General features: G+C 67.8%; 14 protein-coding genes, 1 tRNA gene and 1 other RNA gene. 12 read left to right on the top strand and 4 right to left on the bottom strand.

Translation table 11 applies throughout. The annotated features are described in order from the left end of the window. Window positions 1-122: 122 nt before the first annotated feature. A tRNA-Val gene (locus ADBZ6I_RS09365) sits at window positions 123-194 on the top strand. A 467-nt stretch (window positions 195-661) separates the two neighbouring features. Continuing rightward, complete coding sequence (locus tag ADBZ6I_RS09370) at window positions 662-2,776, top strand: acyltransferase family protein (RefSeq protein WP_526383102.1); 2,115 nt, start codon at window positions 662-664, stop codon at window positions 2,774-2,776. A gap of 494 nt (window positions 2,777-3,270) precedes the next feature. Here ADBZ6I_RS09370 and ADBZ6I_RS09375 read toward each other — a convergent pair whose 3' ends face one another. Continuing rightward, on the bottom strand, window positions 3,271-3,510 hold the full coding sequence (locus ADBZ6I_RS09375; protein WP_526383104.1) for a hypothetical protein: 240 nt from the start codon (window positions 3,508-3,510) through the stop codon (window positions 3,271-3,273). Between the two features lie 13 nt (window positions 3,511-3,523). On the opposite strand from ADBZ6I_RS09375, the gene ADBZ6I_RS09380 reads away from it, so the two are divergent. Genes ADBZ6I_RS09380 through ADBZ6I_RS09390 form a run of 3 tightly spaced genes read left to right on the top strand, consistent with a single transcriptional unit; the run spans window position 3,524 to window position 6,790 of the window. Beyond that, complete coding sequence (locus ADBZ6I_RS09380; RefSeq protein WP_526383106.1) at window positions 3,524-4,879, top strand: PAS domain-containing protein; 1,356 nt, start codon at window positions 3,524-3,526, stop codon at window positions 4,877-4,879. Between the two features lie 25 nt (window positions 4,880-4,904). Then, entirely contained in the window at window positions 4,905-5,816 is a 912-nt protein-coding gene (gene purU, locus ADBZ6I_RS09385) for a formyltetrahydrofolate deformylase (protein ID WP_526383108.1), read from the top strand. Between the two features lie 23 nt (window positions 5,817-5,839). Further along, window positions 5,840-6,790 carry a cobalamin biosynthesis protein gene (locus ADBZ6I_RS09390; protein ID WP_526383126.1) on the top strand — a complete coding sequence of 317 codons (951 nt, stop codon included), beginning with the start codon at window positions 5,840-5,842 and terminating at the stop codon, window positions 6,788-6,790. Between the two features lie 29 nt (window positions 6,791-6,819). On the opposite strand, the gene ADBZ6I_RS09395 is transcribed toward ADBZ6I_RS09390, so the two are convergent. From ADBZ6I_RS09395 to ADBZ6I_RS09405, 3 genes are read right to left on the bottom strand one after another with little or no spacing between them, the layout of a single operon-like run. Beyond that, complete coding sequence (locus tag ADBZ6I_RS09395; RefSeq protein WP_526383110.1) at window positions 6,820-7,647, bottom strand: SURF1 family cytochrome oxidase biogenesis protein; 828 nt, start codon at window positions 7,645-7,647, stop codon at window positions 6,820-6,822. Further along, on the bottom strand, window positions 7,644-8,126 hold the full coding sequence (locus ADBZ6I_RS09400; protein ID WP_526383128.1) for a low molecular weight protein-tyrosine-phosphatase: 483 nt from the start codon (window positions 8,124-8,126) through the stop codon (window positions 7,644-7,646). Before ADBZ6I_RS09400 ends, ADBZ6I_RS09395 begins: the two co-directional genes overlap by 4 nt. A 10-nt stretch (window positions 8,127-8,136) precedes the next feature. After that, complete coding sequence (locus ADBZ6I_RS09405) at window positions 8,137-8,793, bottom strand: HAD hydrolase-like protein (protein WP_526383112.1); 657 nt, start codon at window positions 8,791-8,793, stop codon at window positions 8,137-8,139. A 52-nt stretch (window positions 8,794-8,845) separates the two neighbouring features. Between ADBZ6I_RS09405 and cobC the strand changes: the two genes are divergently transcribed. The 7 genes from cobC to rnpB all read left to right on the top strand — a co-directional run. Next, window positions 8,846-9,898, top strand: a complete 1,053-nt coding sequence (gene cobC, locus ADBZ6I_RS09410; protein ID WP_526383114.1) for an Rv2231c family histidinol phosphate aminotransferase CobC — start codon at window positions 8,846-8,848, stop codon at window positions 9,896-9,898. Continuing rightward, window positions 9,895-11,025 (top strand): Nif3-like dinuclear metal center hexameric protein, encoded by a 1,131-nt coding sequence (locus tag ADBZ6I_RS09415; protein ID WP_526383116.1) that lies wholly within the window; start codon window positions 9,895-9,897, stop codon window positions 11,023-11,025. The genes cobC and ADBZ6I_RS09415 overlap by 4 nt, the downstream gene beginning before the upstream one ends. A gap of 18 nt (window positions 11,026-11,043) precedes the next feature. Beyond that, window positions 11,044-11,778: a zinc ribbon domain-containing protein gene (locus ADBZ6I_RS09420; protein WP_526383118.1), complete on the top strand. Its 735-nt coding sequence runs from the start codon at window positions 11,044-11,046 to the stop codon at window positions 11,776-11,778. Between the two features lie 10 nt (window positions 11,779-11,788). Continuing rightward, window positions 11,789-12,964: a bifunctional RNase H/acid phosphatase gene (locus tag ADBZ6I_RS09425; RefSeq protein WP_526383120.1), complete on the top strand. Its 1,176-nt coding sequence runs from the start codon at window positions 11,789-11,791 to the stop codon at window positions 12,962-12,964. 31 nt (window positions 12,965-12,995) lie between these two features. After that, a complete protein-coding gene (locus ADBZ6I_RS09430) occupies window positions 12,996-13,628 on the top strand; it encodes a class I SAM-dependent methyltransferase (protein ID WP_526383122.1) in 633 nt (210 codons plus the stop codon). Window positions 13,629-13,682: 54 nt separating this feature from the next. Beyond that, entirely contained in the window at window positions 13,683-14,714 is a 1,032-nt protein-coding gene (locus ADBZ6I_RS09435) for a class I SAM-dependent methyltransferase (protein ID WP_526383124.1), read from the top strand. Window positions 14,715-14,766: 52 nt separating this feature from the next. Beyond that, window positions 14,767-15,009, top strand: an RNA gene (gene rnpB / locus ADBZ6I_RS09440) — RNase P RNA component class A; the annotation flags it as partial.

Consider the following 15,009-nt stretch of genomic DNA (forward strand, 5'->3'; position numbering starts at 1 on the left):
AGGCCCGCGACCAGAAGGTCTGGACCGACGCGCTGGCGGCTCTGAGCGCCTGAGGCGAATTTCGCGCCCCTCGTAGTGGGCGGGTAACCTGCGCGTGCACGGGCTCGTAAAGCCTGTGGCCCGGGCGTGTAGCTCAGTGGTAGAGCTCTGGTTTTACACACCAGCGGTCGGGGGTTCGAAACCCTCCGCGCCCACAACCATAGCCCCAGTTCAGGGGGCATTAGCCAGTGTCCGTCAGTGCTCCGTACCCGCACACAGCGTCTAGGCCGCTGTCAAAGAGGTCGATTTCGGGTTTGGTCGATTTCGGGTTAAGCGTCATTGCTACCGACGGGTGGGCCAGCATCCTCTCGATTGCTTACTCGTCGCTGTTTCGTAGGTCGTGAGGCGAAACCTTCGTAAGTCCGCTCGGTGACCGTGTCTGAGGTAACTGCCGTCTTCAAGTACTGAGCTCGGGGTCACGGGTGTCGGGTCATCAGATTGACCGACGTCACGGTTGAACCTGCCCCGTGTGGGGTCGAGATTGCATCGCTGTGAGGTGTCTGGTCTGGCAAAATCCCACCGGCTGTGCGAGCGATCGTGCTCACCAGCTCTTGGGGGTAGCGCTGTGGTTGGAACTCGTCAAAGAAGACGCCACGGGGAACGTCGTCCGGACCTTCAAGGGATGCGAGCCGTTGCGGTCCTCGCGGTTTTTGTGGACCATCTATTCCAGTGGCCATCCGGCGGCTTCGTCGGAGTAGACATTTTCTTCGTCCTCAGCGGATTTTTTATCACCGGAATCCTGATTCGAGAAAGAACAGAGACGGGGCGACTGTCATTCGAGAATTTCTATATCCGCCGCGTGAAGAGAATTTTACCTTCTGCTTTGTTGGTCCTCGCCGTAACAGTGGTAGGGGGCTACTTCCTCTTTCCTGCTACCAGGGCCAAAGAGACACTCGTAGACGCCCTCTATGCAGCGCTGTTCTCCGCTAACTTTCGGTTCCAAGCCATCGGCGCCGACTATTTCCAAGAGGGTCAACCGCCGTCGCCCCTGCAACACTACTGGTCGTTGTCGATCGAAGAGCAATTCTATTTTGTATGGCCAGCTTTGCTCGCGGCGATATTTGCCCTTACTCGAAAGCGTCGCCGCAGAGGGCAGCGTACGGCTCACCGGTGGGGACTTCTCGGCGCGATGGGTGCGATTGTCTTCGCGTCGTTTGGGTGGGCAATGTTCCTCTCGGTGAGCGACCCGAACAGTGCGTATTTCTCAACATTCACTCGACTCTGGGAATTGGGAATCGGCGCGCTCCTGGCGATCGCGGGCCCATGGCTGGCCCGGATCCCCGAATCGATACGGCCAGCCATTGCATACCTGGGTCTCGCAGGCGTGGCTGCGGCTTTCTTCCTCATCAATTCGACGGTCCAATTCCCCGCTCCATGGGCCGCATTGCCGGTGCTATCGACAGCCCTCGTAGTGGCTTCTTTTCACGGAGCACCGGTTCGGGGGATGTCGCCGCTGACTAACCCGGTTGCCCGCTACTTCGGCGACGTGAGCTACACGCTGTATCTCTGGCACTTCCCGGTCATAATCCTGCTTCTTGCTGTACTTCCACGAGGGCCAGTTTTCTACGGGGTTGCGCTCGTCTTGTCGCTGGGACTTACGGCCGTCACGTATCGGTACTACGAGAACCCCATCCGAGAGTCGGATTGGCTGGTCGCAGGCACCGTCCGGGGGCAAAGTCGCATACCCTTGTTGAGCCGGCCGGTCTGGGCGGCCATCGGCTGCCTCGCGGCTGCGTCAGCGTTCCTCGGAATACTTGGGATCAATTACAACGACCGAATGACGGCTGCTCAGGCGGAAATCGCTCGGGCCGCAAGTGAGCAGTCGCAGGCCCCAGGTCAGCAAGGGCGGGCAATCTCCGGTCAGCCTGCCGCAAAGGCCGACCCGTGTTTTGGTGCTCCGGCGATCGTCAACGCCGGTTGCAAACTGCGGGATCCGGAAGTGCCTCTGCAACCCCCGATTGAGGGATTCGCCAAGGCTAGCGCCGATGCCTACTTCGCGAAATGCTGGATGGGTAAAGGCGAGAAGCTGGCGAAGCTTGATTCATGCCAGTTCGGCTACGAAGGGACCGACGCCAAGCGCATCGCACTCGTTGGCGACTCGCACGCTATGACCATATTCCCCGCTCTTGCTGAGGTGCTTGAACGTAACAAATGGCAGATTACATCCTACGTTGGATACACATGCCAATTGGCAACTCCATTTCCGGACAGCCAATGCGAAGCGGCGATGTCAGAAGTCATCGCCGAATTACTCGCACGCCCGTATGATTTGGTGCTGACGACCGGGTGGACCGCGAACCCGAATTATCCCCCGGCGACTAGTTACGAGACGGTTTGGAAGCAAATCCTCGCGACTGGAAGTCATCTCGCCGTTGTGGCTGACTTCCCCGCAAATGGCCAGGAAGCAATCGACTGTCTGACGCGGGTTGGAATCGGTGGTGATCGAACTGGTGACTGCGGTATGCCGAAGGATTCAGCTGTACCCAGTTCAGATCCACTTGTCGCCGCCGCTCAAGCGGTACCTGGTACCACTTTGATCGATCTCACACGATACTTCTGTAATGCCGACCGATGCCCATCGGTCATCGGCAACGTGATCGTTTACCGGGATCTCAACAATCACCTAACAGAGACGTTCGCCCAGACGCTTGGCCCCGCAATGGAAGAGGCAGTTCAACGCGCATTAAGCGAGCCGATGGAGAGCCGCGCGACTCCGGTCGAAGCGCCGCCTCGTTGAACCAACGGAGCCCGGAGGGAATCAGAACATCAATCAAACTTTTGCGATCTCAAACACAGCGAACGTGACGGTGTTTGCCCCTCGCTGTCCTGACGCGGCTCGCGGGGTTCACATACGAAAGTCGCTCGCCGCCTCGCCCTTGCGAAGTGATGGGGAATACCCCGCGGCCCACCCCCACCGCCCCCCCTCGATCGCGGGTTACCTGCTACGAGCCGTGCGCAATGAAGTTCCGTGTCATGGCCGCATTGAAGCTCTCCGCGACCTTTTGCAGGGAAGGCGAAATCCGTTAAGCGACGACAGAAAACCGACTAACAGTAGCCATTTCTAATCTGCGCGTTGGTAACTCGACGGAAGACAACGACCAAGATCCTGATAGCGCTCGCCGGGTAAAAGCTTTCGCCCAGCGATCGGGGGAACCGGGGGGTTCATCCGGTGGCGGGCAGTTCCGTCATGGTGTTCGTCTCGCAACTTCTCGTGCAGAAGACCGCTGGTATTCACACGACGGGAAGATTCACCGTGTGATCGGTGGCACCACGCTGTTCCATGAGCCGGTCGACCACATCGCAGTACTCCTGAGCGGCTTCAGGTGTGCAAATAGCGGGCAGAATAATCGCGTGCACATCGGCAAGTCGGGTGGAGAGGTCCTCCCCGGTCGCACCGCAATGCTGGTGGCTGCCCAGAACGGCGGCCCACAGCGTATGGCCGATCTGGTCGGCGTCGAGGTCGTCGCGCACGTCACCCTCAGCGATGGCGGTACTGGCGGAATTGCTCGACAGCGGGATCGACCGGTTCAGTATCGAGCGCGTCGCGACTCGGGCCGACGTCGATGCCGCAGTGATCCGCCTCCAGTGGCACGACCGCCGGGTCCTGCTGATGGATGCGATGCTCGCTCGCACTTCGGCATCGGCGTGGAATCCTGACACCGGTAGCCTGCACACCGACCTCGAAGCCATGTCGTCCTTGGCTGTCGAGCTGTCCCAGACCGCGGCCGGGCGGGCACTGTTTCGCCGCGTTCTCCCCGGCGGTTCCGATGTGGACCTCGCCGAGATCTCCTCGGATCTGTGGGCAGCGCGTTTCCGTGATGCCGCCCAGGTGCTGCAGCGCGCTGTCGAGCGGGCGCAACTGCGCGACGGAATTGCCCCCGAGGAGGCGATTCGGATGTTCGCCGCCGCCTTCTACTACGACGTCATCTTCAACGACTCGCCGGTGCGTCCTGAGTACGCCGATCACGTCGTCGACATCTTCCTGCACGGGATTCTGGGTGCTGCCGGGCGAGATCGCCCGTGGGGCGACATTGAGCGACTCCTGGGAGCGTCGGCCTCCGGCGACGGCGGTTCGGCCGCGGATCAGGCCCTGGAGACGGCCCGGCGGGCTGTCGTGCTGATGCGGGTGTGGGCCGATGCGTTACTGGATCCGGTGGTTCTGTACGAAGCGGTGCGCGACGATCATGGCCAGGTCGTGGACTTCCTGTGCCGAGACCTCAACCGCGCGGTATGCGACGAGGTGGGTTTGACCCGCTCGGACCTGGTCGGCCGTACGCTGCTGGACATGCTTCCGCTATTCGCTCAGACCGGCCTGCTGGAGCGGTACACGGAATGTCTCGTTAGCACTCAGCCGCTGGTGCTGAACGACTTCCGCTACATGCATTACGACCGGGAACGGTATTTGGACATCCGGACGACGAATGCCGGCACCGATCTGATTACCGTCACCTGGCGCGATGTCACCGATCGTCATGAATCGGCGCAACGCGACGAGCGCTACCGCAAGCTGATGGACTTCTCACCCATCCCGGTCGGTGTGACCACGGCCGACGGACGCTTCGTCTCGGTCAACCAGGCGATGGCCACGATGGTGGGCTATGGCATCGAGACGCTGCTCACCATGCGGTGGCAGGACCTCACCGCCCCCGACCTGCTCCCGCGAGAAGTCGAGATGGTGGCCGAGATGCTCGCCGGCCCGCGTGAGACGTACCGGACCGTCAAGCAGTACCGGCACGCCGACGGGCACCTGTTCGACGCTGAACTGCTGCTGAGTTGCATCCGCAACGACAGCGGTGAGGTGGAGAACCTCATCGCCCAGATCATCCCGTCAGGCCGCTGATCTCGTGATGTTGGGTGGACAGGACATGGTTGCCGCTGGGGCCGGCGAGGGCAAGTTCCCGCCGGGGCACCCGGCCCTTCCGGTCAAGGACATCGGCCGGCTGTTGTTGCGCTGCTCCGACCGGCCGGGGTTGGTGGCCGCAGTCTCCAGTTTCCTCGCTGAGGCAGGGGCCAACATCATTTCGCTGGACCAGCACTCCACGCAGCAGACCGGTGGAATCTTCATGCAGCGCACGATCTTTCATCTCCCCGGACTGGCTGCGGCGCGCACTGATCTGGAGAGCCGGTTCGCCGTCGAGGTCGCCGAGCCGTTCGCCATTGACTTCCGGCTCACCGAAGCGGCCAAGCCCAAGCGGGTCGCGATCATGGCTTCCACCGAAGACCACTGCCTGCTGGATCTGTTGTGGCGCAATCGTCGCGGCGACCTGGACATGTCCGTTGCCATGGTGGTCGCCAACCACGCCGACCTCGCCGATCAGGTGCGTCCGTTCGGCGTACCCTTCATCCACATCCCGGCCACGCGGGATATCCGGGCGCAGGCCGAGAGCCGCCAACTCGAATTGCTGCGCGGCAACGTCGATCTGGTGGTGCTGGCGCGGTACATGCAGATCCTCAGTCCCGAGTTCCTCGCCGAAGTCGGCTGTCCGCTGATCAACATCCACCACTCCTTTCTGCCCGCGTTCATCGGTGCGGCGCCGTACCGGCGGGCCAAGGAGCGCGGCGTCAAACTGGTCGGCGCCACCGCGCACTACGTCACCGACGATCTCGATGAGGGACCGATCATCGAGCAGGACGTGGTTCGGGTGGATCACCGGCACAGCGTCGATGACCTGGTTCGGCTGGGTGCCGACGTGGAACGCGCCGTTCTCTCACGGGCGGTTCAGTGGCATTGCGAAGACCGCGTCATCCGTTACGGCAACCAGACTGTGGTCTTCTGAGTCGCTCTGCCGGGTATGAGAGGCTGCCGGTTGTGCGCGGATCGTGGCTGGCGGCCGGAATCCTGGGCGGCCAACTGGCCGACGCGCTGATCGGCGATCCGTCGCGCGGGCATCCCGTCGCCGGATTCGGTTGGGCTGCATCGACCCTGGAGCGACGAAGCTACCGAGACAGCCGCGCCGCCGGTGCGGCACACATCGCCGTCCTCGTCGGTGGCTTGATCGGCGCAGGTACGTTGGCGCAGCGCCGGGCCCGAGCCAGCTGGCTGTTCGGTTCCCTGACCGCAGTGGCCACCTGGACGGCGTTGGGCGGAACCACGCTGGCGCGGACCGGATCGGCGATGGCCGACCTGCTCGACGCCGGCGACATGGACGGTGCCCGCGCGTTGCTGCCCTCGCTGTGCGGGCGCGACCCCGCCGCCCTCGACGCCGACGGGCTGGCCCGGGCGGCGTGCGAGTCGGTGGCCGAGAACACCTCCGATGCGCAGGTGGCGCCATTGTTGTGGGCCGCGGTGGCCGGGCTGCCCGGCGTGCTGGCCTACCGCGGGATCAACACACTGGACGCCATGATCGGTCACCGCTCGCCGCGCTACCTCCGGTTCGGTTGGGCCGCAGCTCGATTGGACGACGTGGCCAACTATCTGCCGGCCCGGCTCACCGGTGCGCTGGCGGTGGGCTGCGCACCGCTGGTCGGTGGGTCGGCCGCCGGGGCGGCGCGGGCCTGGCGGCGCGACGCCGCCCGGCACCCCAGTCCGAACGCCGGGGTAGCCGAGGCGGCGTTCGCCGGGGCGCTCGGGGTGCAACTGGGCGGGCCGACCCACTATCGCCACCAGCTGGAGATCCGTCCCGCGCTCGGCGAGGGGCCCGGGCCGGGCGTCGCGGACCTGCGGCGGGCGGTGCGGCTGTCCCGGACGGTGCAGGCCGGCGCGCTCGTGGTCGCGCTGCTGATCAGCGCAATCGGGGGGAAGCGCTGCTGATCAGCGCAATCGGGGGGAAGCGCTGCTGATCAGTGCCGTCGGCCGTACCGGTCGGCCATTTTCTCCTCGGCGGTGAGCGGAGCGTCGGTGTTCTCCATGTGCGCGCGCGCTTCGGCCTCCCGCCGGCGCATCCGCACCTCTGAGAAGACGAAATAGCCGAGCCCGAGGGGGGCGATGATGCCGAAGGCGACCCACTGGATGCCGTAGGACAGGAACGGACCGGCATCGAGATGGGGGAGTGGCAGCACGTCGAGGCCGCCCGGCTGGTCGTCGACGAGCTGCAGATACGACCCGGTGAGCGGGGTTTTGACGAGTTGGGCGATCTGGCCGGTGTCGATGGCGTACACCTGCTGGAAGCCGGCCTCGGTGAACGGTTGCTTCTCGTCGGTGGGAGCGGTCTCCGAGTCGCGCAGCCGGGCGGTGATCGTCACCGTCTCGGTGGGTGCCGCGGCGATCGGCGGCACATCGGTGCCCTTCTCGGGTTTGACGTAGCCGCGGTTGACCAGCACCCGCGGCCCGCCGTCCACGGCGAAGGCGGTGAGCACCTCGTAGGCGGGTGCGCCGGCGATGACCCGCAGCCGCACCAGGACATCGGTGCCGGGCAGGTAGCGGCCGGTAGCGGTGACCTGGTGCCACTGCTCATCGGGAGCCGCTGAGTCCTGGCGCGGCAGTACCGATGCCACCGGCACCGGCTCAGCGGACAGTGAGGCCTCGATCTGGCTGTTCTCCCGGGACGTGCTGGTGTTCTTGCCCAGCTGCCAGGGCGCGAGCACCGTCAGGCACAGGTAGGTGAACATCACCACCACCAACGCCAGGGCGATCCAGCCCGGCCGCAACACGAACGGTAACCGCTTCATCGGCCGGCCAGTCGCTCGTCGACCCAGGCGTGCAGACCGGGCAGGGCGGCGTCGATGACGGCGAAGGTCTCGGCGAAATCCGCGTGGTCGCCGTAGTACGGGTCGTCGACGTCGCGGGGGTGGGCTTCGGAGCGCGGGTCGAACGACCGCAGCATCCGCAGCCGCTCCGGTTGGACGCCGAGGTCGGTGAGCATCCGAAAATGATCGCGGTCCAACGCCACGACCAGATCTGCCGACAGGTGGTCGTCGCAGACTTTGGCGGCCCGGTGCTGGGCCGGGTAGCCACGCTGGGTCAGCACGCGAACCGCACGCTTGTCCGCGCCGTCGCCGGCATGCCAGCCGCCGGTTCCGGCGCTGGTCACCCGGACCACGTCGGCCAGGCCGCGTTCGGCGATCTGGTGGGCGAACATCTTCTCGGCCATCGGGGAGCGGCAGATGTTGCCGGTGCAGACGAAGGTCACGTGGACCAGCGGCCGCACCGTCTGGGTGTCAGACACCGAGCACCTCCCGCAGTTCGTCGACGGTCGCCACCCGCGCGGCTGCCGCACCGGTGGCGTCGTGCGCCCCGTAACCCCAGTCGACCACCACGGTGGGGATGCCGTGTTCGGCCGCGCCGTCGACGTCGTGAGCGCGGTCGCCGACCATCACCGTCCGATCGGGCAGCGGCCGTAGTTGACCCAGCGCGTGATCGAGCACGTCGGCCTTGGCGGCGCGGACCCCGTCCGGGGTGGCTCCGGCGATCACCTCGAAATGCCCGGCGATACCGAAGTGTTCGAGGATACGCCGCGCGATGGGCTCGGCTTTGGAGGTGGCCACCGCCAGGCGCACACCGGCCGCCCGCAGATCGGTCAGCAGCGGCACGACGCCGTCGAACAGGGTGTTCATCGCCCAGCCGCGGCTGGTGTAGTCCGCCCGATAGGCGGCCACCGCATCGGCGGCGCGCTCACCGAGACCCAATGCCGCCATCGTGTGGTGCATCGGCGGACCGACCACCAGAGCGGTGAGGTCGCCGTCGGGAATCTCGGCGCCGACCGCTCCCAGCGCATGCCGGAAGCTGGCGACGACGCCGGGCGCGGAATCGGTCAGCGTCCCGTCGAGATCGAAGATCACCAACTCAGGCCGGATGCCGGCGGGCAGGGACGTCACCGCTTCATTGTCGCTGATCGATCCGGAATCGCTGCCGACTACTGTGCTACTGGTGAACGAGCAGGTTGTGCGCCCGGGGTCGCGCTACCACGGCGACCAGGCTGCCGCGCCGGGTCTGCTGGACTTCGCGGTGAACGTCCGCCACCCCGCGCCCCCGGATTGGCTGCAGCGGCGCCTGGCCGCCCGGCTGCCTGACCTGGCCGCCTATCCCAGCGCCGCGGACCACGCCGCCGCCGTCAGCGCGGTGGCCCGCCGCCACGGTGTGCCCGACGACCGGGTGCTGCTGCTGGCCGGCGGCGCTGAGGGTTTCGCGCTGCTGCCCGCGCTCACGCCGCGGCTGGCCGCTTTGATCGCCCCGTCGTTCACCGAACCGGAGGCCGTGCTGAGTTCGGTCGGGGTTCCGGTGGCGCACGCGGTGCTGGCGCCGCCGTTCCGCCTTGCCGACGCCGTCACAAGAAAAGGCGCGGTGCCCGAGGACGCCGACCTGGTGGTGCTGGGCAACCCCACCAACCCCACCGGTGTGCTGCACTCGCGTGAGTCGGTGCTGGCGTTGCGCCGCCCCGGCCGGCTGGTGGTGGTCGACGAGGCGTTCGCCGACGCCGTGGTGGGCGAAGCGGAGTCACTGGCCGCGATGGACCTGCCCGACGTGCTGGTGCTGCGCAGCCTGACCAAGACGTGGTCGCTGGCCGGATTGCGGGTGGGCTACGCGCTGGGTGCGCCGGAGCTGCTGGCGCGGCTGACGGCGGGCCGGGCGCACTGGCCGCTGGGCACCCTGCAACTGGAGGCGATCGCGGCGTGCTGCACTCCCGAGGCGGTGGCCGAGGCGCGTGCCGGTGCGGAATCCCTGGCAGCGCAGCGCGCCGAGATGGCGGCGGCGCTGACCGGCCTGGGCCTGGAGGTTGTCGACGGCTGCGCCCCGTTTCTGCTGTTCGCCGTTCCCCGCCACATCACCGACGCGACTCTGCTGCGCAAACACTTGCGGGCCAACGGGATTGCGGTGCGCCGGTGCGACACTTTCGTCGGGCTGGGGGAGGAGTATCTGCGAGTGGCGGTGCGACCGGAATGGCCCACCCTGGTCGCCGCGGTGGCGGAGGCGCTGCGATGAGCGTGCGCTTGTCCGAGGTGATCGCCGTGCTGGAGGACGCCTACCCGCCGCACCTGGCCCACGACTGGGATTCGGTCGGTCTGGTCTGCGGTGACCCCGGCGACGTCGTGGACTCGGTGACCGTGGCCGTCGACGCCACCGAGGCGGTCGTCGACTCGGTCGGTCCGGGTGGGCTGCTGCTGGCCCACCACCCCCTGCTGCTGCGCGGGGTGGACACCGTCGCCGCCAGCACCCCCAAGGGGGCGCTGATCCACCGGCTGATTCGCAACAGCTCGGCGCTGTTCACCGCCCACACCAATGCCGATGCCGCCAGTCCCGGTGTGTCCGACGCGCTGGCCGAGGCGCTGGGCCTGGTGGTCGAGGACGTGCTGGACCCCGCATCGGGCGGTCCGGCCCTGGACAAGTGGGTGGTCTTCGTGCCTGGGGAGGCCGCCGAGTCCGTGCGCCAGGCGCTGTTCGCCGCCGGCGCCGGCCAGATCGGCGACTACTCCCACTGCAGTTGGAGCGTGACCGGCGCCGGGCAGTTTCTGGCCGGCGTGGGGGCGTCACCGGCGGTCGGAGCGATCGGGGTGGTGGAGCGGCTGCCCGAGGATCGCGTCGAGGTGATCGCCCCGGCGCGGTTGCGCGGGCAGGTGCTGGCGGCCCTGCGTGCCGCCCACCCCTACGAGGAGCCGGCTTTCGACGTGCTCAGCCTGGCGGCGCTGCCGACCGGTGTGGGGATCGGCCGCATCGGCCGGCTGGCCTCCCCCGAGCGGTTCGCCGACTTCGCCGCCCGGGTGAATTCGGCTCTGCCGCAGACGAGTTGGGGAGTGCGCGCCGCCGGCGACCCGGACGCGCCGGTGCAACGGGTGGCGGTCTGCGGGGGCGCCGGGGACTCGCTGCTCGGTGCGGCCAGAGCCGCGGGCGTGCAGGCCTACGTCACCGCCGACCTGCGTCACCATCCCGCCGACGAACACCGCCGGGCCAGTCCCGTCGGGCTGGTCGACGTGGCGCACTGGGCCAGCGAGTATCCCTGGTGCAGCCAGGCCGCCGAACTGCTGCGCGCGCAGTTCGGCGCGGCCCTTGCGGTCACCGTCAGCCCGCTGCGCACCGACCCGTGGAACATCGCACCGATTCGTGAAACATAGGGTATCCGAAAGGCTCTAATGAAAGCTGAACTGGCACAGCAACATTGGCTACTCGATCTGGCGGGGCTGGACGCGGAGCTCGGCCGGCTGGCGCACCGCGCCACCCACCTGCCGGAGCAACAGCGCTACCAGGAGCTGGAAACTCAGCAGCGTGCGGTGGCCGACCGGTTGGCGGTGCTCGCGCTGGGGCTCGAAGACCTCGACGCCCAGATCGCCAAGCTGGAATCCGAGGTCGACGCCGTCCGCAAGCGCGAGGACCGCGACCGCGGTCTGCTGGACTCCGGGTCGATCAGCGACTCCAAGCAGCTCGGGGAACTTCAGCACGAGCTGGGCACCCTGGAGCGCCGCCAGGCCAGCCTGGAGGACTCCCTGCTGGATGTGATGGAGCGCCGCGAGCAATTGGCTGCCGAGCAGGCCGGCGAGCAGGCGGCGCTGGATGCCCTCGACTCCGATCTGGCGTCGGCGCGCCAAGCCCGCGACGTCGCGCTGGCCGAGGTCGAGCAGGCCCGCACCGACGCCGCCGCACGGCGCACCGAGCTGGCCGCCGGCGTCGACGCCGAGTTGCTCGCCCTCTACGAGCGGCAGCGCACCGCATCCGGCATCGGGGCGGGGCGGCTGATGGGCGGACGGTGCGGGGCCTGCCGCATCGAGCTCGACCGCGGCGAGTTGGCGCGCATCACCGCGGCCCCGGCCGACGAGGTACTCCGCTGCGGCGAGTGCGGGGCAATCCTGTTGCGCCTCACCGACTCGTGAGAGTCATCCCGTGAAAGTGATCATCGAGGCCGACGGCGGCTCGCGGGGAAACCCCGGACCGGCCGGGTTCGGGTGTGTGGTGTGGGCCGACGACCACGCCACCGTGCTGGCCGAGCACTGCCAGGCCATCGGGATCGCCACCAACAACGTCGCCGAGTACCGCGGGCTGATCGCCGGGCTGGAGGAGGCCCGTCGGCTCGGCGCGGATGTGGTGGACGTGCGGATGGACTCCAAACTCGTCGTCGAGCAGATGGCGGGCCGCTGGAAGGTCAAGCACCCCGGGATGGCGGAGCTGCATCAACAGGCCCGGGCGCTGGCGTCGACGTTCGACGCCGTCACGTTCGGCTGGATTCCGCGGGAGCGCAATAAGCACGCCGACCGGCTGGCCAACGAGGCGATGGACGCGGCGGGCCCCGGCGGCGACCCGGTCCCGGCCATTCCGGAGGCCGTCACCGAGGTGCGGCTGGCCGCCCCGGAGTTGCGGCTGGCCGCCCCAGAGTTGCGGCTGGCCGCCGAGCCGCCGCCGAGCGCCGTCGCGGTCCCGCCGTCGACCTGGACCGGCAACCGCGGCGGACCGACCCGGCTGCTGCTGCTGCGGCACGGCCAGACCGAGCTGTCCCGGCACCGCCGCTACTCCGGCCGGGGCAACCCGGAGCTGACCGACATCGGCCGGAGCCAGGCCGCCGACGCCGCGCGCTACCTGTCTTCGCGGGGCGGCATCTCCGCGGTGGTCAGCTCGCCGCTGCAGCGCGCCTACGACACCGCCGTGGCGGCCGCCGACGCGCTGGGACTGCCGGTTCGGGTCGACGACGACCTGATCGAGACCGATTTCGGCGACTGGGAGGGCCTGACCTTTCTGCAGGCCGCCGAGCGCGACCCCGACCTGCACGGCCGCTGGCTGGGCGACACCAGCATCCAGCCGCCGGGCGGGGAGAGCTTCGATGAGGTCGCCCACCGGGTGCGGCGGGTGCGCGACCGGCTCATCGCCGACCACGGCGCCACCACCGTGCTGGTGGTCTCCCACGTGACGCCGATCAAGTCGCTGCTGCGGATGGCGCTGGACGCCGGACCGTCGGTGCTCTACCGGATGCACCTCGACCTGGCCTCGCTCAGCATCGCCGAGTTCTACCCCGACGCCGGGGCATCGGTGCGGCTGGTCAACGAGACGTCCTATCTGCGCGGCTGAACTCCGCAGCGATGAAGGAGGAGTGACCCGGATGAACGAGCACAAGGCCACCTGGGAGGAGCATTACAACGCCCGCCCGCAGGTCTGGAGCGGGAAAGTCAACACCCAACTGGCGGCGATCGCGCCCACCCTCGGCGGGACTCTCACCGGGGGCCGCGCGCTCGATCTGGGCTGCGGGGAGGGCGCCGACGCCATCTGGCTGGCCGAACAGGGCTGGACCGTAGTCGCCGTCGACGTCTCCGACACCGCGCTGAGCCGGGCCCGCGCGGCCGCCGAGGCCCGCGGGGTGGGCGACCGCATCGACTTCCAGCAGCATGAGCTGACCAGCAGCTTCCCGGACGGCACCGTCGACCTGGTGTCGGCGCAGTTTCTGCACAGCACCCTGGAGATGGACCGCGCGCGCATCCTGCGCCGGGCCGCGGCGGCGGTCGCTCCCGGCGGCGCTTTGCTGATCGTCGATCACGCCGGCGCGCCGCCGTGGGCCACCAAGATGCACCACCACCGATTCGCGAGCGCCGAGGAGGTGGTCTCCGGCCTTCTCGAAGGCCTCGACAAGGCGGAGTGGCGCACCGAGATTCGCAGCGTGCAGCGCTCCGCCCGCGGGCCGGAGGGCGAAGAGGTCACCCTCGTCGACAACGTCATCCTGATGCGCCGCGCGGACTGATCGGTCTGGATCGATCGGGCGGCCCGGCTGTCAAGGATCGTGTACACAGCTCCTATGGACGAGGCACTTCCGGACACGGCACGGCTGCACCGGGCGATGAACCGCCGATTGGTCCGGCAGGCCATCGTGGCCGGCTCGATCACGTTTCCGGCGGTACCGGGAATGCTCGAGGACTACGTCGACATCTGCACCGATACCTTCGCGTCGTTCGGGGTGAAATTCAGCGAGGCCGAAACCGATCACTTGCGCGGCGTGCTGACCGCCCAGCTGCAGCAGGCGTTCGACGCCACGTCACGCTCGCAGATCGTGGTGACCTACGAGTCGCCGATCGGCACCGCGGTGAACTACCACGTCAAGGCGCAGTGGCTCAGCGTGGACGCGGCGTACAACAACTGGGTCGCGACCCGCGAACCGCCGCTGTTCGGCACCGAACCCGACGCGCGGGTGTGGGCGCTGGCCGCGGCCGCCGCCGACCCGGCGGGCTTCCCGGTACTCGACATAGGCGCGGGCACCGGCCGCAACAGCCTGGCGCTGGCACGCCGCGGCCACCCGGTCGACGCCGTCGAGATGACCGAGAAGTTCGCCGGCATCATCCGGTCCGAGGCGCAAGCGGGGTCGCTGGACGTGCGGGTCATCGAGCGCGACGTCTTCGCGGCCACCGATGATCTGCGCGGCGACTACCGCTTGATCGTGCTGTCGGAGGTGGTATCGGACTTCCGCACCGTGCAGCAGGTGGCGTCGGTGTTCGAGCTGGCCGCCCGTTGCCTGGCGCCCGGCGGGCAGCTGGTGTTCAACGTCTTCCTTGCCCGTGACGGCTACCACCCGGACAGCGCGGCCCGGGAGCTGGGCCAGCAGTTCTACACGTCGATCTTCACTTACCCCGAGGTGGCCGATGCCGCCGCGCAGGCCGGCCTGGAGCTGGTGGCCGACGACTCGGTCTACGACTACGAGCAGGCCAATCTGCCGCCCGGGGCATGGCCGCAGACCAGTTGGTACGCCGACTGGGTGTCCGGGCTCGACGTCTTCGACGTGCCGCGGGAGCAGAGCCCCATTGAGATGCGCTGGCTGGTCTACCGCAAGCCCTGAGCACCGCGGCTCGCGGAAGACGCACCCGGCCCGCTACGTTGATCAATGCGGACGAGTTGGCCGGGCGGCCGCGGCCCCCTGCCGGGGGTCGAGGAAAGTCCGGACTTCACAGAGCAGGGTGATTGCTAACGGCAATCCGGGGTGACCCGCGGGACAGTGCCACAGAAAGCAGACCGCCTGAACTCGTTCAGGTAAGGGTGAAACGGTGCGGTAAGAGCGCACCAGCATCCCGGGTGACCGGGATGGCTCGGTAAACCCCACCCGAAGCAAGGTCAAGAGGCCGCGCCGAGCCTTC

This window comes from Mycobacterium sp. (assembly GCF_044342925.1).
Lineage (GTDB): Bacteria > Actinomycetota > Actinomycetes > Mycobacteriales > Mycobacteriaceae > Mycobacterium.

Coding starts and splice junctions, on each gene's coding strand:
- ADBZ6I_RS09370 (WP_526383102.1), top strand. CDS start 662: ATGCGAGCCGTTGCGGTCCTCGCGGTTTTTGTGGACCATCTATTCCAG.
- ADBZ6I_RS09380 (WP_526383106.1), top strand. CDS start 3,524: ATGGCGGTACTGGCGGAATTGCTCGACAGCGGGATCGACCGGTTCAGT.
- purU (WP_526383108.1), top strand. CDS start 4,905: ATGGTTGCCGCTGGGGCCGGCGAGGGCAAGTTCCCGCCGGGGCACCCG.
- ADBZ6I_RS09395 (WP_526383110.1), bottom strand. CDS start 7,647: ATGAAGCGGTTACCGTTCGTGTTGCGGCCGGGCTGGATCGCCCTGGCG.
- ADBZ6I_RS09415 (WP_526383116.1), top strand. CDS start 9,895: ATGAGCGTGCGCTTGTCCGAGGTGATCGCCGTGCTGGAGGACGCCTAC.
- ADBZ6I_RS09420 (WP_526383118.1), top strand. CDS start 11,044: ATGAAAGCTGAACTGGCACAGCAACATTGGCTACTCGATCTGGCGGGG.
- ADBZ6I_RS09430 (WP_526383122.1), top strand. CDS start 12,996: ATGAACGAGCACAAGGCCACCTGGGAGGAGCATTACAACGCCCGCCCG.
- ADBZ6I_RS09435 (WP_526383124.1), top strand. CDS start 13,683: ATGGACGAGGCACTTCCGGACACGGCACGGCTGCACCGGGCGATGAAC.